The organism is Albidovulum denitrificans, from assembly GCF_002973535.1.
In the GTDB taxonomy this organism is placed as follows: Bacteria; Pseudomonadota; Alphaproteobacteria; order Rhodobacterales; family Rhodobacteraceae; genus Albidovulum; species Albidovulum denitrificans.
In genome coordinates, this window is record NZ_PVEP01000003.1 from 206,005 (window position 1) to 223,677 (window position 17,673).

Consider the following 17,673-nt stretch of genomic DNA (forward strand, 5'->3'; position numbering starts at 1 on the left):
ATCGCGCTTAACATTCGGTTAGCACTGGCCGGTCTATTCCTGTGTCGAGGAAACGACCGGACCGAGAGATGTCAGAGACGCCCCCAGAAACCGCGGAACCCGCACCGAAGAAGTCGAAATTGCCGCTGATCATCGGGCTTGTCCTGATGCTCGGCCTGGGCGGCGGAGGATTTTACGCCGTCTATAGCGGCCTGATTCTCGGCACCCACGAAGCCGCACCGGAAGAGGCGCAGCCCGTCGCGGCCCTGCCCGAGGTCGGCTATGTCCCGATCGAACCGATGGTCGTCTCGCTTGGCCCGCAGCCCGGCGGGAGGTACCTGCAATTCACCGCGCAGCTTGAGGTGCAGAAGGGTCATGAAGAGGAAACCCTGCACATTATGCCGCGGGTCATGGATGTCCTGAACGGGTATCTGCGCGCGGTGGAGACCAAGGACCTTGAGGACCCGATGGCCCTCGTCCGGCTTCGAGCGCAGATGCTCAGACGGGTCCAGATGGTCACCGGCGAGGGTCGGGTGCGCGATCTTCTCATCACCGAATTCGTCATCAACTGAAGCGAGGCAGAAGATGGAGTTGATTGCAGATATTCTTCTGGGGGCCGGCGCCCTTGGGGTTGCGGCCTATTGCCATATCCTCGCGCGGCGTCTGGCGGCCTTCAGCCGGCTTGAGGGTGGCATCGGCGGCGCGGTCGCGGTCCTGTCGGCGCAAGTCGATGACATGACGACCGCGCTGGTGGAGGCGCGCGCCGCCGCGCAGGACTCCGAGGCACGGCTGGCCAGCATGACGGCGCGGGCCGAGGCCGCCGCCGCGCGGCTCGACCTGATCCTCGCGACCATGCACGACCTGCCCGAGGACGGCAAAGCCCCCGCCGTCCGGCGCCGGGTGTTGCGCCGCCGGAGCAGTTCCCCGGAGATCGAGGAGGAAGCGGCATGAGACGGAAGACCAGCCCCCCCCGCCGCCAGCGGCGCGTGGCCCTGCCGGTCCTGTTCGTGTTCCTCATCGGCTCTGGCGTCCTGCGCATCGGGCTGACCGCGAGCCACGCCCTTGATGCGGCCACCGCCGCGCCCGCGGCCGCGGCCGAACCCGGCCCGTCCTGCACGGCGGACGAAGAGGGGCTGCGCACGATGCTGGAGGAGCTGACCTCCCGCGACGCCGCGCTGAAGGAACGCGAAGCGCGAATCGTCATCCGCGAAAAGGCCGTCGCCCTGGCCGTCAGCGAGGCCGAGAAACGGATCGCGACCCTTGAGGAGGCGGAGGCAAAGCTGTCGGCCACCCTGGCCCAGGCCGATCAGGCAGCCGAGAAGGATGTCGACCGGCTGGTCGCTGTTTACGAGAAGATGAAGCCCAAGGTCGCCGCCACGCTGTTTTCGGAAATGGAGCCGGATTTCGCAGCCGGCTTCCTGGCCAGGATGCGGCCTGACGCCGCGGCGGCCATCATGGCCGGTCTCGACCCGAAAACGGCCTATGCGATCAGTGTCATGTTTGCCGGGCGGAACGCCGCGGCGCCGAAATCCTGATCCGCAGACGCAATCTTAACCACGGGGCGTCAAAGCTCCGGTCAGGCAGAACAGAAAGACGACGGACATGATCGGCATCATCGGTATCGTCATCATCTTCGTGATGGTTTTCGGCGGCTACATCGCGGCGGGCGGCAAGCTCGGCATCATCCTGAAATCGCTTCCGTTCGAGTTGATGATGATCGGCGGCGCGGCCGTCGGCGCCTTCGTCGTCTCAAGCGACGGGGGGACCATCAAGCAGACAATGAAAGACATCGGCAAGGTCTTCAAGGGCGCGAAATGGAAGCCCGACGATTACCGCGATCTTCTTTGCCTTCTGTTCGAACTGATCCGCCTTGCGCGCAGCAATCCCGTCGCGCTCGAACCCCATATCGAAGAGCCGGAAAGCTCCTCGATCTTTGGCAAGTATCCCAAGATCTCGAAGGATCACGAGGCGGTGGAGTTGATCTGCGACACGATGCGCTCGGCCTCGATGAACTACGACGATCCGCATCAGGTCGAAGAGGTGCTGGACAAGCAGATCGAGGCCAGCCTGCATCATTCGCTCCATTCCACCCACGCGCTTCAGTCGGTCGCCGACGGCCTGCCCGCGCTTGGGATCGTCGCCGCCGTTCTCGGCGTCATCAAGACGATGGGTTCCATCGACCAGCCGCCCGAAATCCTTGGCAAGATGATCGGCGGCGCGCTGGTCGGGACCTTCCTGGGGGTGTTTCTCGCCTACGGGATCGTCGGCCCCTTCGCGGCCAAGCTGAAGACCGTCGTCGAGGAGGACGGCCATTTCTACCAGCTGATCCGTGAGGTTCTGGTCGCCAACCTGCACAACCACCCGGCCAATCTCTGCATCGAGGTCGGGCGCCAGAACACGCCCCACCATATCCGGCCAAGCTTTTCGGTGCTGGAAGAGGCGCTGAAATCCGTGAAATCGGACGCCGCATGACACCTGCGCTCCGCATCTTCGCGATCGCCTTCGCCCTCCTGGCGGGGACGGGGGCCTTTGCCGAAACGCTGCGCCTGCGGTCGGGGGAACATGACGGCTTCAGCCGCATCGTGATCGCGGGCGGGCCTTCTTCGGGCTGGACCCTGCGGCGGGGGGCGGAAGGGTATGTCTTCCGCAGCGGCCGGACGGGCGACGACTACGACCTCGCCGGTGTGTTCAACCTGATCCCGCGCGATCGGATCGCCGACCTGCGTCCCCGCGCGGACGGAGCGCTTGACATCATCCTCGGCTGCGATTGCCACGCGGCGGCCTTTGCGACCGGGTCGGGCGCCATCGCCATCGACATCACCGACGGACCGCCCACCGGCGACAGCCCTTTCGAGGCGGCAGATCAGGCCGGGATCGCGCAGACCGACACGACGCCGTCCGGGGTGCCATCCGGGACGACGGAGGCGACCCCCGATACGGTCACGAAACAGCACGCCTCACTCGTCCCCCTGCCCTCGACGGCGATCCCGGACGATCCGCATCTGCCGGTCTACTGGAACGGGCCGGTCCCGCCCCCTCTGGTGGAGCCCACCCCCGCAGAGCAGACGGCGACGCCCCCCGCTGAAACGCCCGCCGACATCCCGCCCGAGGTTGCCGCCGAAAGCCCCGCCCCCGACCGCATCCCGGAGATGCGCGACGACCTGCTGGAACAGCTCAGCCGTGCGGCTTCGCAGGGTCTCATCACCTTTGACCCCGCCCCTACCCGGCCTGCGCCGCAGCCCCCCGGCCATGAAACGCCTCAGGCCCCGGAAATGGAGGCCCCGATCCCCCTGCCGGAAACCGACCGGGTGCCGCTTCACATCGAAACCAGCGTCGACCGGGATTCCGGCTTTACCGCCCCGGCGCATCCCCTGACCTCAGACGGCGGCCAATGCCCCGCCGATACGGAATTCGATGTCGCCGCCTGGGCCGGAGAGGACCCGGCCGCGATCCAGATCGCGGCCCTGCGCCAGGGCGTCGTCGGGGAATTCGACCGCCCGGACCCGGAGCGGGCCATCGCGCTGGCACGGCTTTACATCAATCTCGGCTTCGGCGCCGAAGCCAGCGCGACGCTCGACTCCTTCGGGATCGAGAGCGATTCGGCGGCCTGGCTCCACAGTCTTGCGCGGATCGTCGATCAGCCGGGCGACGCGCCGCCATCCTTGCACAGCTTTGCCGGATGCGCCGGGCCGGTCGCGCTTTGGGCGCTTCTTGAGGACGGCGGCGGCCTTGCATCCAGCCAGGTCGATCTGCCAAGCGTGCTGGGCGGCTTCTCATCCCTGCCGCTTCATCTGCGGCTGCACCTTGGCCCTACGCTGGTCGAACGGCTGACGGATATGGGAGAGGTGGAGGCCGCCCGCACCGTGCGCGCCGCCATCCTGCGCGCGGGGCCGGTCGAGACCCCCGACCTTGGACTGGCCGAGGCCCGGATCGCCCTTGCAGAGGGCGATGACGGGGAAGGGACCCGGCAGCTTGAGGCGCTTGCGGCCGGGAACGGCCCGGCGGCGACCGAGGCGCTGATGCAGGCGATCCGCCTGCACCTCGACAAGGGGCGCGCGGTGCCGCCCGAACTGACCGCGAATGCCGGTGCGCTTGCGAAAGAATTCTCCTACAACCCTCTTGGTCCTGAGCTTGCGGTGCTGGAAATCCTCGGCCTGGCCTCGACGGGGGATTTCACGACCGCCTTCGATCAAGAGGCCTATTGGCGCGACCGCCTGTCGGAAGATCAGGCACGCGAGGTCCTTATCGGGCTTTTCGCGGCGCTGGTCGGGAAGGGCGACGACTGGAGTTTCTTCGCGCAGTATTTCCGCGACCGCGACCGGCTTGAGGCGGCCGATCCCGACATTCTCCTGCGGTTGGATCTGGCCGAACGGCTGACCGGCGCCGGGTTCGACACCGATGCCGCGCGCTTGCTGACGGGCGAGGCAGCGGCGACCACGCGGGGGCGGCGCCTGCTGGCGCGTCACGCGCTGAATTCTGGCGATACCGATGCGGCCCTGGCGCAGCTTTCGGGCCTCAAGGATGCCGCCGCCGCACGACTTCGCGGCGAAGCAATGCTGCGGCAGGGCGCGGTGGACCAGGCCGCCACCGTCTTCAAGTCGACCGGCGCCGATGACGGGGCGGCGCGCGCCGCCTGGCTTTCGGGTGACTGGACGTCTGCCGCCGCCTATGACGCGAACGGCCTGGCGGAGAATCTCTCGGCCCTCGGCCTGGTTCCCTCTGATGCGCCGAACACGGAAACGACACCGCCGACCGGCGAGCTTGAGACCGGCCGCAACCTGGTGACCGAGGCCGCGCAGGCGCGGGACGCGCTTGGCAGCCTCGTCAAGTTCGCCGCCGAGCCCCCGGCACAGTGACCGCGGTTACCGAATCTCAACCATGTGGGGCGAGGCTGGGCCTGCAAGCAAGAATGCCGCGGACAGGTCAGAATGACAGCGCAGAGAGTTTCCCCCTTGGGCCGTTTCCTCCGGCTTTCCCTTTTCGTCGGCCTGATCGGCGCCGGATCGCCCGGCGTGGCGACACCCGAGGACACCGCCGCAATCTGCGACCAGATGGCGGGCCTTGCCTCCCAACGCACGGGTGTGCCGCTTTCCGTCCTCAAGGCGATTTCGCTGACCGAGACGGGCCGCAAGCGCGGCAAGGCGTTCCGGCCCTGGCCCTGGACCGTGAACATGGAGGGCAAGGGGCATTGGTTCGAAAGCCGCGAGGCGGCAAAGGCCTATGTCGACAAGGAATATGCCCGCGGCGCCCGCAGCTTTGACATCGGGTGCTTTCAGATCAACTACAAATGGCATGGCGAGGCCTTCGCCTCCATCGATGAGATGTTCGATCCGGTCCCGAACGCGCTTTATGCCGCGCGGCTTCTGGGCCAGCTTCATGCGGAACTGGGAAGCTGGGGCAAGGCGGCGGGGGCCTATCATTCCCGGACCACCGAACTGGCCGAACGCTATCAGGCCCGCTTCGAACGGCTGCGCGGGCCGCTTCTGGCAGGGGATGGCGGCGCGATCCCCGACATTCCCGACATTGTCCTGGCCGCCAATGGCGGGGCCGAGGCGCCGCAACCGAAACGCGCGAACCTCTTTCCGCTGCTGCAACCCGGCGTGACGCTGGCGCCCGGCTCTCTGGTCCCGATCCAGGGCCGCAGCGCCGGGTCCCTCTTCGCCGCGCCTGCCCCGAAGACGGTCATCGACTGATGTCGCAAGTCCAGCTGAGCAATATCTTCAAGCCCACGGTGCTTCTTGCCCTCGCGCTGATGGCGGTGATCATCATGATGATCCTGCCGATGCCCGCCTGGGTGCTGGACGTGGGCCTCGCCGCCTCATTCGCGCTGGCGATCTTGATGTTCACGATCACCCTTTTCATCGAACGGCCGCTCGATTTCTCGGCCTTTCCGACGATCCTGCTGGCCTCGCTGATGCTGCGGCTGTCGCTCAACGTCTCATCCACCAAGCTCATCATCGGGCAGGGGCATACCGGCACATCGGCAGCCGGGAAGGTCATCGAGGGCTTCGCGAGCTTCATCATGTCGGGCTCGATCCTGATCGGGCTTGTAGTCTTCGGCGTCCTCCTGATCGTGAACTTCATCGTCATCACCAAGGGCGCGGGACGGATGGCAGAGGTCGGCGCGCGCTTTGCGCTGGACGGGATGCCGGGCAAGCAGCTTGCCATCGACAGCGACATGAACGCGGGCGCCATCGACCATGCCGAAGCCAAGGCGCGGCGCGAGCGTGAGCAGGCGGAGACGACCTTTTTCGGCTCGCTCGACGGCGCGTCGAAATTCGTCAAGGGCGACGCGGTGGCGGGCTTGCTGATCACGCTTCTCAATATCGTCGTCGGGCTGGTCATCGGGGTCGCGGTCCACGGGATGCCCTTCGGCCGCGCGTTCGAAACCTACGCGATCCTGACCGTCGGCGACGGGCTTGTCAGCCAGATCCCGGCCGTCATCATCTCTATCGCGACGGCGCTTCTGTTGTCGCGCGGCGGGGCGACGGGGGCGGCGGACCGCGATCTTCTCCGCCAGCTTGGCCGCTATCCGGCGGCGCTGGGGACGGTCGCTTTCCTCATGGGGCTGTTCGCCTTCGTGCCGGGGCTGCCCTTCCTGCCGTTCCTTGCCGGCGCACTGGCGCTTGGCGGCGCGGCGGTGGTCGTCCAGCGCCAGGCAAGCCGACAGGCCAAGGCAGAGGCGGCCGCGGTGGAGGAAGCCCCCGCGACACCGCGGCAGAAATCCATGGGCGACATCCTCGACCTCGATGAAATCAACGTCGAATTCGCGCCCAGCCTGATTGCCATGGTCCTTGACCCCGGCACCGGGATCGAGGCGCGGATCGCCAATATGCGCAAGCATGTCGCAATGACCTATGGCCTCATCCTCCCGGAGATACGGCTGACCGACAACGCGCTTCTTGAACGCGGCGAATACCGGATCCGCATCCACGGCGTCGAACAGGCGCGCGACCGGCTGTTCCCCGATCATGTGCTGGCCCTGATCGGGACCGGGGACACGCCGCTTCCCGACGGTCAGACCATCGCCGAGCCGGTCTATGGCGCGCCCGCCCGATGGCTTGCGCTGGCCGATCAGGAAGGCGCCGTGCTGGCCGGTGCGACGGTCGTCGGCCCGGTCGAGGTGCTGGCAACCCATCTGCTTGAGATCATCCGCCGCAACCTCGCGCGGCTTCTGACGCTGAAGGCGGTCCGGCGGCTGCTTGAGGAAAGCACGAACCTCTCGATCGCGGCGCGCGGCGAGGCCAACCGCAAGCTTTACGATGAACTCATCCCGGAAAAGGTGCCGGTCGACCTGCTTCAAAGCGTGCTGAAACTGCTGCTGGAAGAAAGGGTCTCGATCCGCAACCTGCCGCTTATTCTCGAGGCGATTGCCGAGGCACGCGGGCTTGGCCAGCCAGAGATGATCTGCGAACATGTCCGCCGCAGGCTCGGGTTTCAGCTTGTCGCCGAATTCCGGCGCGAGGACGGCACCCTGCCGATGCTGCAACTGGCCCCGGAATGGGAGCAGACCTTCGCCAAACACCAGATCGACGCGGATCGCGGCAGCCCGGAGATCGCACTGCCGCCCGAGTTGTTCAACCGCCTTGCGGGCAATATCTCCGAACGGCTGGCGCGGTCGGGCGAAAAGGGCGTGTTCCCGGCCGTCATCACGTCCGGCCGACGGCGGCGTTTCGTCAAGACGGTCGCGCAGGCACGCGGCATCACCGCCCCGGTCCTGTCGTTTGAGGAAATCGCGGCGGATGCGAAGCCCGCGCTGGTGGGGATGGTCCCCGCATGACCGGACTTTTGCAGGACGTGGCACAGTTCGCGGGCGCCGCCTGGCTGAGCTTTGCCGTCGTGTTCCTGCGCGTCGGCGCCGCGATGGCACTTTTGCCGGGCTTCGGCGAAAGGGCAGTTCCGCCGCGGGTGCGCCTTGCGGTCGCCATCGCCTTCACGCTGATCGTCACCCCCGCCGTCGCGACGGGCGGGCAGGACATCTCCTTCCTCAAGGCCCTTGGGACCGAGACCGTGGCGGGCCTTCTGATCGGGATTTCCCTGCGCCTGCTGATCCACGCGCTTGAGATGGCCGGGACCATCGCGGCGCAATCGACCTCTCTCGCCCAGCTTTTTCCCGGCGCGGTCGAACCGATGCCGGTCATCTCGCACCTTCTGGTCTGGGGCGCGCTCAGCCTCGCGATGATGGCGGGGCTTCATATCCGTGTCTGCGAGTTGTTCGTGGCATCCTATGACGTGTTGCCGATGGGGCGCCTGCCCGATGCGGCGACCGTCAAGGACTGGGGCATCGGCCAGATCACGGCGAGCTTCTCGCTCGCCATCCGCATCGCCGCGCCCTTCTTCGCGATCTCGTTTCTCTACAACGTCGCGCTCGGCATCATCAACCGGGCCATGCCACAGCTGATGGTCGCCTTCGTCGGCGCGCCAGCGATTTCCATGGGGGCAATCGTGCTTCTGGCGATCTGCGCGCCGGTGGCGCTTTCGATCTGGGTCGATGTGCTGGGCGCCCGGATCGCCGACCCGTTCGGAGCCGCCCCATGAGCGAGGATGACGCCGAACGCGAACACGACCCAACGCCGCAAAGGCTTGAGGAGGCGCGGCGGAAGGGGGACATCGTCCGCTCCACCGAACTGTTGACCGCGGCGGGCTATGCGGGTCTGCTTCTGGCGGTCGTAATGACCGGGCGGGCGGGCGTCGAGGGGATCGGAACCCGCGCGGTCGCGCTGATCGGGCTTCAGCGGACGGGGGAGGAACCGTTGATTGGCGCCGCGATGGGGGGGGCGATGCGCCTCATGCTTCCGGTGCTGCCGCTTTTCGTCCTTCCGGCGCTGGCCGTCCTGGCCGCGCTTGCCGCCCAGCGCGCCATCGTCTTCGCGCCGGACAAGCTTCAGCCCAAGCTGTCGCGGATCAATCCGCTGAAGAACGCCGGGCAGAAATTCGGCCGCTCTGGCCTTGCTGAATTCGTCAAGTCGCTGGCGAAGCTGCTTTTCGTCAGCGGGCTTCTGGGCTGGTTCATCCTCGACCGCCTGCCGGAGCTGACGCTGGCGCAGTACCGCGACGCGCGGTTGGCCTTTGCCGGGCTGATGGAGGATTTCGTCCGCTTCCTGACGCTGATCCTTATGATGATCGGCGGCATCGCGGCGCTGGACTGGTTCTGGCAGCGCCACGATTTCCTGCGCCGCAACCGCATGACGCGGCAGGAACTGCTGGACGAGATGAAGCAGTCGGACGGCGACCCGCATGTAAAAGGCCAGCGCCGCCGCCGGGCCGAGGCGATCGCCACGCAGCGGATGCTGGCGGATGTTCCGAAAGCCGATGTGGTGATCGTGAACCCGACCCATTATGCCGTCGCCCTGCGTTGGGACCGGGGTTCGGGCCGGGCGCCTGTCTGCGTCGCCAAGGGCGTCGATGAGGTTGCCGCGCGGATTCGTGAGGCGGCCTCGCTTGCCGGGGTGCCGATCCGCTCCGACCCGCCTGCGGCACGGGCGCTTCACGCAAGCGTCGATCTGGGGCAGGAGATTCTGCCCGAGCATTTCGCCGCGGTCGCCGCCGCCATCCGCTTTGCCGAAACCATGCGCGCCAAGGCGCGGAGGCGCTGGCAATGACGATGCCCGCAAAGGAACTCGCCCGGCTTGAGGTGCTTGCCCGGCTGATGCGGGACCGGGATCTGGCGGTGGTCGCCAAGTCGCTTCAGCGGCTGCAAGTGGCGGACCGCGGGATCGAGGAACTTGGCCGGAATGCCGAACGGGCCGCGACTGGCATGTCCGAAGACAGCGATGGCCGCGACATGCTGCAACTTCAGGCCTATTCGGGCCTCGTGGAACAGCAGCGCAGGACGCTGACGGCCGAACGCAACGAGGTCGCGGCGCGGGTCGAGACCGACCTGGCATCGGCGCGCCACAGCTTTGCGCGCTGGCGGGTGATCGGCAGCCTTGAGGAAAAGGCGCGCCAGGCCGAACGCGGCGCGAAGCGCCGCTGACGCCTGGCGGGCCGGTCAGCCGTCCTGACGGACGATGTCGGTGATGAGGACGTCCTTGACGGCGTCGCCGAGGACCACGCGGGCAGGTTCAAGCAGCGCCTTGCGCAGTTGCGCCATGCGCCCGGTCTGGGTGAAGGCGCCGTCGAAGCCACCGGCATTGGCGTGATCGAAAAGCACCTGGAGGAAGCTGTCACGCAGCTTCGGCTCGGTGGCAAAGACCGCTTCGCGCGAGCCGGTGGTGGCCTCGACGGTCAGGGAAAGGATGACCAGAGCGACAACGCTTTCATCCTTAATCACCGGGACGACGAACTGGTTGTTGAGCTTCACGAACTCGGTCGCGCTGGCATGGCCGTCCTCGCCATGCCCGTCGCCATGCTCCGCCGTGGCCTCGGCGGGCGCATGCGCGTCCGCTTGTTCGGGCTTGGCCTCGGCATGTTCACCGTCCGGCGCGGGCGTTTCGGCGGGATGTTCGGCCTTGGCGTCGGGGCGCAGGACATAGCCCACGCCGCCACCGGCGATCAGGCCGACAAGGCCGAGGAGAAGGGGGATGAGTTTCTTCATGGTGCCTCAGAAGGGAAGCAGGACATCGGCGACCTGCTGGCCATAGCGCGGTTGCTGGACGTCGGTGATCTGGCCCCGGCCGCCATAGGAGATGCGCGCGCCCGCGATCTTGTCATAGGTGATCTCATTCTGGCGCGAGATGTCCTCGGGCCGCACGAATCCCTCGACGATCAGCTCACGCAACTCGAAATTGACCCGCACCTCTTGCGAGCCGCTGATATGCAGAACCCCGTTCGGCAGCGCATCGACGACCGCGGCGGCGACCCTCAGCGTCAGCTTCTCCTTCCGGCTGACCGAGCCGTCGCCCTGATAGCTGGAGGCGGAATTGGTCGCGACGGCCTGCGCAAGGCTCGCCCCGGCGGGCAGCTGCGCATCGAGCCGCTGCGGAATGCCCAGCATCTGCGGAATGCCCATGCTGTCGGACCCGCTGCGCGAGCGGCCGGTGGAGTTCGAGATCTCCGCCTTGTCGTCGATCTCGATCACGACGGTCAGGATATCACCGCGTTTCCCGGCGCGGCGGTCGCCGAGCAGCGACCCGCGCGCACCGGTCCAGAGCGAGGCGGCCTCTTGCGGGGTATGCGCGGCGGTCGTCAGCGGCAGGGCGGCCGATGACATCGCGCTATATTCGCTGCCACTGACAAGGGGGGTGAACCCGGGGGCCTTGCCGACGTTTTCCAGCCGCTGGCAGCCGGCCGCAAGGAGCAGAGAGAGGACGAGGAGAGGTTTTCGCAACGGGATATTCCTTCAGCGGGCGGAGCCGACCATCACGGATCCATCCGCAAGGACGGTGCCGCGAATCGTCGTCCGCGATGTGGTGTTCATGATGCGAATGTCATCGCCCGCGCCCCCGCGATCGAGCGCGCGGCCCTCGGCGGAAATGACGAGCGCACCGGCGGAGAAAAGCAGCGGCACGACCTGATTGCGCTGGACGATCGTCGGCGCGCCGATGGACGCCACCAGAACGGGCCGGTCCTTGTAGATCGTGGTGCGCGCCTCGCGGCCGATGACATCGTCAAGCCGCGCCTCGGCGCCGGGAACGTCCAGATCCTGCACGAAGACATCGGCGGGGCCGATGATGGTCTGCGCGGGCAGGTTGCGGACCGCAAAGACCGTGTCGGCCCCGGCCGCGTTGGCAAAGAGGAGCAAGGGAAGAACGACCCTTAACATCACCGCACCTGGGTCGTCGCGCCAAGCATCTGGTCGGCGGCGGTGATGACCTTGGCGTTCAGCTCATATCCCCGCTGTGCCTCGATCAGGTCGGTGATCTCCTTCACCGGATCGACGGAGCTATCCTCAAGGAATCCTTGCCGCAGGGTACCGAGGCCGTTTTCCCCCGGCAGAGAGATATTGGCAGGCCCGGAGGCGGCGGTTTCGAGGAAGAGGTTCGAGCCGGTCGCCTCAAGCCCTTTTTCGTTCGTGAACCCGGCCAGCGTGAACTGCCCCAGAAGCTGCGGCTGCACCCGGTTGTTGAAATAGGCATAGACCTCACCGGCGGCATTGACCGAGATCGAGCGCGCGTCGGAGGGGATGGTGATTTCCGGCGCGACCGGGTAGCCGTCCGAGGTCACGATCAGACCGTCGGCGGAGCGTTTCAGCGCCCCGTCGCGGGTATAGGCCGACAGGCCCGAGGGCAGCGTGACCTCAAGATAGCCGAGGCCTTCGATGGCAAGGTCGAGGTCGCCGCCGGTGGCAGAGAGCGGCCCCTGCGCGACGTTGACGGAAACAGCGGCCGGGCGGACGCCAAGGCCGATCTGGACCCCGGCGGGGATCGTGGTGCCATCCGCCGCCGCGATGGTGCCGGGCCGGGTCAACTGTTGATAGTGCAGGTCGGCGAATTCGGCGCGCCGGGCGTTGTAGCCGGTGGTCGACATGTTGGCGAGGTTGTTCGAAATCACCTCGACCCGCATCTGCTGGGCGGACATGCCCGTCGCTGCAATCTGCAAAGCTCTCATCGCGCGCTCTCCTAGCTGCGTCCCATGGATTCGATCACCGAGCGGATGCGGCGATCCTCATTGTCCAGAAAGCCCTGCCCAAGCTCATAGGCGCGCTGCACCTCGATCATGCGGGCGATCTCTGCCACGGCATCGACGTTCGACTGTTCGACGAAGCCCTGGAAGATCTGGCCGTTCTCCATCGGCTCAATCCCGTCAGGGGCGTCGAAACGGGTGGCACCGTCGGCGACCAGGCCAGTCTCACCGGCAGGCATCCAAAGGCCGATCCCGGCGACGGGCAGGCCATCGGCCGTGACGGTGCCATCGCGCCCGATGGCGATCTTCGCGGCACCGGGCGGGATGGCGACCGGAGAGCCGCCCGCATCGAGAAGGCGCATCCCATCGGGGGTCACCAGCTCCCCCTCGGCCGAGGGCGTGAAGGACCCCGCGCGGGTCAGCCGGTTGCCGCCGGGGGTCTCGATCAGGAAGTAGCCGTCGCCCTCGATCGCAAGGTCGAAGGTGCCGCCGGTCTGGGCAAGCGCGCCCTGAACGGGACTGACGATCCGGCCCTCGATATTGGCCATCGACAGGCTGGGTGCCGCGCGGCCGAGACCCGCGACATGTTCGGAAAACAGCACCCCTTCGGCGCGAAACCCGGTCGTTGCCGCATTGGCGATGTTGTTCGCGATCGCGCGCATTTCGGACATCAGGCCCGACTGGCGGTTCAGCGTGGTGTAGACGCTGTTATCCATCTCAGCGCCCCACGATCAGCGGGATGATCCCGTCGGTGAAATAGCTGACAAGGGCGGCGGACATGAATGTCATCGACACCCAGAAGACGAAGATCATCGCCCCGACCTTCGGCACGAAGGTCAGCGTCATTTCCTGCACCGAGGTCAGCGCCTGGAAAAGGCCGATGACCACGCCCATAACCAGCGCGACCGTCAGGAGCGGCGCCGCGATCTTCACCGCGATCCACAGCCCTTCGCGCAGGATGTCGAAGAATGCCTGCTCTTCCATGGTCAGACCTGCATCCTGAGGATTTCCTGATAGGCCTCCACGACCTTGTTGCGCAGCGTCACCGCGGTTTCGACGGCAAGCTCGCTTGCGGCGAGCGCCTCGACCAGGGAATGGGGATCGGCCCCGCCGGTCATGGCGGCCTTCGCGGCCTCTTCCCCCTGCCGGAGCGTCTGGGCGAAGTCGCTGAAAAGGCCGGAGAAACCGCCCCCTTCTGCGCCTTCTGCGGCGGGCTGCGCCACAGGCTCGGTTGCCGGGCGGGCATGAAGGTAGGTCTGCGCCGCGAAGGCGCTTTTGATATCCATGGTCATGATCTGGTCCTTATCGGCGCAGGAGGTCGAGCAGGCTTGCCGCCATCTTCCGGGTCTGTTCGAACATCCTGAGGTTTGCCTCATAGCTGCGTTGCGCTTCGCGCGCGTCCGCGATCTCGGTCACGAGGTCGACGTTGGAGCCTTCGTAATATCCGTTGGCATCGGCCAGCGGATTGCCGGGGTCGAGGACGCGGCTCAGCTCGCTCTGGTCGAGGCGGACCTTGCCCGCCCGGACCTCACCGCTTTTTTCGCCGTCGCGGACAACCGCCTCGAAGGCGATGGTCTTGCGGTGGTAACCGGGCGTATCGACATTGGCGATATTCTCGGAAACGTGGCGCAGGCGGGCGGCCTGGGCCTCCATGCCGCTTGCGGCGATCGACAGGCTGGTCTGGAAATCACTCATCTCTCAGCCCCTCCTCAGCGCCGCCCGAGGCTGGCGCGCAGGATGTCCAGCGATTTGCCATAGACGGCGAGGGCAAGGTCGTGTTCGCGCTGCGTATCGGCCGCCTTGACCATCTCGGTCTCCAGCGAAACGCTGTTCCCGTTGGGCGACATCTGCGCCGTCTGGGTTTCGACCTGACCGGCGAAGGGCGGCTCGGGCGTACCCAGATGACCCTCCCGCGTGCGGTTCATGCCGAAGGGCGAGGCAGAAAGGTAACTTTCCTTGAAATCGGGAATGTCCCTGGCGCGGTAGCCGGGGGTGTCGGCATTGGCGACGTTTTCCGCGATCAGGGCCTGCCGCTGCATGGCATGGGCAGACAGCGATGATGCGATTGTCAGAATCTCGGGCTTTGCGAACATCGGGGCTTCTCCTCCGAACTTTCAACAAGCCTTAACCGTGATTCCTTTAGAAACCGTAAGGAGAAGCAAACGGGGAGTACGATGGCCGCGCTCGATCTTGAAACACTCAGAAGCCAGATGGATGGCTGCGGGGCGGTTCGCCACATTGGCCGCATCGGTGCCATCGGACACGGGACGGTGGAAATCGGCGGCGGGGCGGAGGGCTGGAAGCTCGGCGACCGGATCCGGCTTGCCCATGCGCCCGCGATCACGGGGGAGATCATCGCCCTTCAGCCCTCGGGCGCGATTGCGTTGATGGACGGGTCGCCCGATGGCAGCGCGCTTGGCGACACGGTGGAGCGGCTTGAGGTGACCGGCATCGCCCCGCATGAAAGCTGGATCGGCCGGATCGTCGATCCGATGGGGCAACCGCTGGACGGCAGGCCGCTGATCCGGGGGGCGGTCGAGCGGCCGGTCCTGGCCGGGCCGCCGCCTGCCATCCGGCGCAAGCGGCTGGGCGGTCGGCTGGAAACCGGGACGGCCATCTTCAACACCTTCCTGCCCATCGTGCGCGGGCAGCGCATCGGTCTTTTCGCCGGCTCCGGCGTCGGCAAGTCGACGCTGCTCGGCCAGTTGGCGCGCGGGATGAGCGCGGATCTTTGCGTCATCGCGCTGATCGGGGAACGCGGGCGCGAGGTGCGGGAATTCGTCGAATCGGTCCTTGGCCCCGAGGGGCTGGCCCGCAGCATCATCGTCAGCGCGACCGCCGACCGTTCGGCCCTGGTGCGCAGGCGCTGTGCCTGGACCGCGATGGCGATTGCAGAACATTTCCGCGATCAGGGCGCGCAGGTGCTTCTCTTCGCCGATTCCGTCACCCGCTTTGCCGAGGCGCATCGTGACATCGCCTTCGCGGCGGGGGAGCCTGCGTCGGTGCGTGGCCATCCCGCCTCGGCCGCGCAGCTTATCATGTCGCTGGCCGAACGCGCGGGGCCGGGGGAGGAGGGGGTGGGCGACATCACCGCGATCTTCTCCGTCCTCGTGGCCGCGTCGGATATGGACGAACCCGTGGCCGACATCCTGCGCGGCGTCCTTGACGGGCATGTGGTGATGGAACGCGAGATTGCCGAACGCGGGCGCTTTCCTGCGATCAACCTTCTCAGGTCCGTGTCACGGTCGCTGCCCGGCGCGGCAACTGAGGATGAAAACACGCTGATCGCGAAGGGTCGGCGGATCCTGTCGGCCTATGACTCCTCGGCGCTGATGATCCGGTCGGGCCTTTATGTCGCGGGGTCCGACCCGCTTGTTGACGCCGCGATCCGGGTCTGGCCGGAGCTTGACGGCTTTCTTGCCGAGCCAGAGCCGGAAGATACCGCCGAAAGCTACCGCCGCCTTGAAGCGATCCTGGCGCGGGCCGGGGTCTGAGGGGCGGGGCAATTCGCCGGACCGGGTTCGCGCCCGGCGCGGCCGCCGCCCTACAGAAGCAGCGAAAGCCCGTTCGTGCCCGTCCCCTGCAAGATGGCAAGGGCGGCGCTCTGGCCCGAGGTCGTCGCGCCCGTGGCGCTCGACGTGTCGCGCAGGATGAAAAGGCGGATCAGCTTGCCGCGCATGTCCGGGTCCGCGAAACCGGCCGGGTCCTCGATCCCCAGATAACGGTTCGCGGCGTCCTTGAAGGCCGTCACCTGCTGATCCAGGTCAATGGCGGCGAAGGAGGGCGGCAGACCGAAGGCGGTCTGGAACACCTCCCGCAGGGGGGCGGAGGACATGATCGCGTACCAGCGCCCGGTATCGCTGCTGGACCCGGCGGCGATGCCGGGCAGTTCCCGGTCCGCGTTCATCGCAAGGCGCAAGGCGTTGCTTTGCTCGCCCACGGCGGTTTCGAACGCGGTATCGACATAGGAGCCAAGGATCTTGTCGGGGAAGTCCGACAGCTGGGTGCGCGGGACCGCGTAGTCGCCAAACCCGAAGGCCTGTGACAGTTTCAGATAGCGCTTGTCGGACAGCTTGTTGGCCAGCGCGTCGGTGGACAGGGTCCCGTCCTCAAGCACCTTGCGAATGAAGTACTTGTTGTTGATGTCATCGCCAAGCCCGAACGCACCCAGCGCGACCTTCAAAAGCCTGCGGTCGCTGACCAGTTCTTCGGCCGTGGTGATCGTCCCGATCCGGTCGCGGAAATAGGCCGTGTCACGCTGAACGTCGCTCGATTCGGTGAAGATGCGCTTCTGGTCATCGCCGGTGCGTTGCAGATAGCTCCATCCGGCAAGACCGGCGGTGGGGATGACGGGGACAAAGCTCATGTCGAGGCGGCCGCAAGCAGGCGCGCCTCGCGCGGCAGAAGCGTCCTGAGCGCCTTGAGAGCCTGGTAATACTGCGCGTCGAGGATCGCGGCCGTCGCCATGGTCAGCTGCGCGCGGCTGTCGGCATCGGTCAGCGCCTGGCTCAGCTGTTCAATGCCGCGCAGAAGCTGATGCCGCGCCTCATCCGGTTCGGCATCGCCCGACAGGACCAGCTGCGCGATGTAGCACACCCGGCGCACCGGCGTGTTCACCTGTCCGGGATGGATCGCGTCCCGCAGGCGCAGGATATTCGCATTCGGCGACAGCACCGCCAGTTTCGAGCGCCGGTCACCGTTTTCGATCACCGCGCCGTTCACCAGCACACGTTCCTTCGGTGCCAGTTTCAGAACAAGTCCGCTCATGTCCGTGTCTCCTGTCCGCGCAAGCCGCGCATGACCGCCATGTTGATGTCGATAAGGGCGCCGACATCCCCCTCGCCCGCCAGAACCTTGCGGCTGTGCTGCTGGGTGAATTCGGCGAGATAGAAGAGCCGCGCCCGAAGCTCGACAGGCAGGCCGTTGGCGTCGTTGGACACATCGGCGGCCAACGCGTTCCAAAGCCTGCGGTTGTCATGCAGCGCGCGGGCAAGCGCGGGAAACCCGGCCCCGGCAGAGCGCGTGTCGGACAGGGCGTGGGTGCATCTTGAAAACGCTTCGTACTCGGTGCCGCGATCGGTGCGAACGGGGCTGGTCGAGCCTGCATAGGCCGACCGGGCTAAAACGTAGGCATTCACGGGATGATCCTCGGGGCTGTTTCGTCAAAGCGAATGGGGTGTTGGGGGGGTG

The 17,673-nt window shown here is 66.6% G+C and carries 23 protein-coding genes; 11 read left to right on the forward strand and 12 right to left on the reverse strand.

The genetic code is table 11. The annotated features are described in order from the left end of the window. The first annotated feature begins 68 nt into the window (after window positions 1–68). From LX70_RS09745 to LX70_RS09790, 10 genes are all read left to right on the forward strand, one after another. Window positions 69–551 carry a flagellar basal body-associated FliL family protein gene (locus LX70_RS09745; RefSeq protein WP_105514523.1) on the forward strand — a complete coding sequence of 161 codons (483 nt, stop codon included), beginning with the start codon at window positions 69–71 and terminating at the stop codon, window positions 549–551. Window positions 552–564: 13 nt separating this feature from the next. Continuing rightward, window positions 565–930: a hypothetical protein gene (locus tag LX70_RS09750; protein WP_105514525.1), complete on the forward strand. Its 366-nt coding sequence runs from the start codon at window positions 565–567 to the stop codon at window positions 928–930. Continuing rightward, window positions 927–1,514 (forward strand): MotE family protein, encoded by a 588-nt coding sequence (locus LX70_RS09755; protein ID WP_105514526.1) that lies wholly within the window; start codon window positions 927–929, stop codon window positions 1,512–1,514. Before LX70_RS09750 ends, LX70_RS09755 begins: the two co-directional genes overlap by 4 nt. Window positions 1,515–1,581: 67 nt before the next feature. After that, on the forward strand, window positions 1,582–2,451 hold the full coding sequence (gene motA, locus LX70_RS09760) for a flagellar motor stator protein MotA (protein WP_105514528.1): 870 nt from the start codon (window positions 1,582–1,584) through the stop codon (window positions 2,449–2,451). Further along, a complete protein-coding gene (locus tag LX70_RS09765; protein ID WP_105514530.1) occupies window positions 2,448–4,835 on the forward strand; it encodes a YfgM family protein in 2,388 nt (795 codons plus the stop codon). The genes motA and LX70_RS09765 overlap by 4 nt, the downstream gene beginning before the upstream one ends. A gap of 96 nt (window positions 4,836–4,931) precedes the next feature. Beyond that, window positions 4,932–5,672, forward strand: coding sequence for a transglycosylase SLT domain-containing protein (locus tag LX70_RS09770; RefSeq protein WP_245885024.1), 741 nt, complete (start codon window positions 4,932–4,934; stop codon window positions 5,670–5,672). Beyond that, window positions 5,672–7,759: a flagellar biosynthesis protein FlhA gene (flhA, locus tag LX70_RS09775; protein ID WP_105514534.1), complete on the forward strand. Its 2,088-nt coding sequence runs from the start codon at window positions 5,672–5,674 to the stop codon at window positions 7,757–7,759. Before LX70_RS09770 ends, flhA begins: the two co-directional genes overlap by 1 nt. Then, window positions 7,756–8,517 (forward strand): flagellar biosynthetic protein FliR, encoded by a 762-nt coding sequence (locus tag LX70_RS09780; RefSeq protein ID WP_105514535.1) that lies wholly within the window; start codon window positions 7,756–7,758, stop codon window positions 8,515–8,517. Before flhA ends, LX70_RS09780 begins: the two co-directional genes overlap by 4 nt. Next, window positions 8,514–9,581: a flagellar type III secretion system protein FlhB gene (gene flhB, locus LX70_RS09785; RefSeq protein ID WP_105514537.1), complete on the forward strand. Its 1,068-nt coding sequence runs from the start codon at window positions 8,514–8,516 to the stop codon at window positions 9,579–9,581. The genes LX70_RS09780 and flhB overlap by 4 nt, the downstream gene beginning before the upstream one ends. After that, on the forward strand, window positions 9,578–9,955 hold the full coding sequence (locus LX70_RS09790; RefSeq protein WP_105514539.1) for a hypothetical protein: 378 nt from the start codon (window positions 9,578–9,580) through the stop codon (window positions 9,953–9,955). Before flhB ends, LX70_RS09790 begins: the two co-directional genes overlap by 4 nt. A gap of 15 nt (window positions 9,956–9,970) precedes the next feature. On the opposite strand, the gene LX70_RS09795 is transcribed toward LX70_RS09790, so the two are convergent. The 9 genes from LX70_RS09795 to LX70_RS09835 are packed head-to-tail and all read right to left on the reverse strand — an operon-like array spanning window position 9,971 to window position 14,576. Then, entirely contained in the window at window positions 9,971–10,516 is a 546-nt protein-coding gene (locus LX70_RS09795) for a flagellar basal body-associated FliL family protein (RefSeq protein ID WP_105514541.1), read from the reverse strand. 6 nt (window positions 10,517–10,522) lie between these two features. Further along, window positions 10,523–11,248, reverse strand: coding sequence for a flagellar basal body L-ring protein FlgH (gene flgH, locus LX70_RS09800; RefSeq protein WP_105514543.1), 726 nt, complete (start codon window positions 11,246–11,248; stop codon window positions 10,523–10,525). 12 nt (window positions 11,249–11,260) lie between these two features. Beyond that, window positions 11,261–11,683, reverse strand: coding sequence for a flagellar basal body P-ring formation chaperone FlgA (gene flgA, locus LX70_RS09805; protein WP_105514544.1), 423 nt, complete (start codon window positions 11,681–11,683; stop codon window positions 11,261–11,263). After that, window positions 11,683–12,468 carry a flagellar basal-body rod protein FlgG gene (flgG, locus tag LX70_RS09810; RefSeq protein ID WP_105514546.1) on the reverse strand — a complete coding sequence of 262 codons (786 nt, stop codon included), beginning with the start codon at window positions 12,466–12,468 and terminating at the stop codon, window positions 11,683–11,685. The genes flgA and flgG overlap by 1 nt, the downstream gene beginning before the upstream one ends. Before the next feature lie 11 nt (window positions 12,469–12,479). Beyond that, window positions 12,480–13,199: a flagellar hook-basal body complex protein gene (locus tag LX70_RS09815; protein WP_105514548.1), complete on the reverse strand. Its 720-nt coding sequence runs from the start codon at window positions 13,197–13,199 to the stop codon at window positions 12,480–12,482. 1 nt (window position 13,200) lies between these two features. Next, window positions 13,201–13,467, reverse strand: coding sequence for a flagellar biosynthetic protein FliQ (locus LX70_RS09820; protein ID WP_105514551.1), 267 nt, complete (start codon window positions 13,465–13,467; stop codon window positions 13,201–13,203). Between the two features lie 2 nt (window positions 13,468–13,469). Further along, entirely contained in the window at window positions 13,470–13,769 is a 300-nt protein-coding gene (gene fliE, locus LX70_RS09825; protein ID WP_105514553.1) for a flagellar hook-basal body complex protein FliE, read from the reverse strand. 16 nt (window positions 13,770–13,785) lie between these two features. Next, window positions 13,786–14,178 carry a flagellar basal body rod protein FlgC gene (flgC, locus tag LX70_RS09830; RefSeq protein WP_105514555.1) on the reverse strand — a complete coding sequence of 131 codons (393 nt, stop codon included), beginning with the start codon at window positions 14,176–14,178 and terminating at the stop codon, window positions 13,786–13,788. 14 nt (window positions 14,179–14,192) lie between these two features. Beyond that, on the reverse strand, window positions 14,193–14,576 hold the full coding sequence (locus LX70_RS09835; RefSeq protein ID WP_105514557.1) for a FlgB family protein: 384 nt from the start codon (window positions 14,574–14,576) through the stop codon (window positions 14,193–14,195). Window positions 14,577–14,657: 81 nt separating this feature from the next. Between LX70_RS09835 and LX70_RS09840 the strand changes: the two genes are divergently transcribed. Next, window positions 14,658–15,977 (forward strand): FliI/YscN family ATPase, encoded by a 1,320-nt coding sequence (locus tag LX70_RS09840; RefSeq protein ID WP_105514559.1) that lies wholly within the window; start codon window positions 14,658–14,660, stop codon window positions 15,975–15,977. Between the two features lie 50 nt (window positions 15,978–16,027). Here LX70_RS09840 and LX70_RS09845 read toward each other — a convergent pair whose 3' ends face one another. Genes LX70_RS09845 through flaF form a run of 3 tightly spaced genes read right to left on the reverse strand, consistent with a single transcriptional unit; the run spans window position 16,028 to window position 17,621 of the window. After that, window positions 16,028–16,849, reverse strand: coding sequence for a DUF1217 domain-containing protein (locus LX70_RS09845; RefSeq protein WP_105514560.1), 822 nt, complete (start codon window positions 16,847–16,849; stop codon window positions 16,028–16,030). Beyond that, a complete protein-coding gene (gene flbT / locus LX70_RS09850; RefSeq protein ID WP_105514562.1) occupies window positions 16,846–17,250 on the reverse strand; it encodes a flagellar biosynthesis repressor FlbT in 405 nt (134 codons plus the stop codon). Before flbT ends, LX70_RS09845 begins: the two co-directional genes overlap by 4 nt. Beyond that, a complete protein-coding gene (gene flaF / locus LX70_RS09855) occupies window positions 17,247–17,621 on the reverse strand; it encodes a flagellar biosynthesis regulator FlaF (protein WP_105514564.1) in 375 nt (124 codons plus the stop codon). Before flaF ends, flbT begins: the two co-directional genes overlap by 4 nt. Window positions 17,622–17,673: the final 52 nt, after the last annotated feature.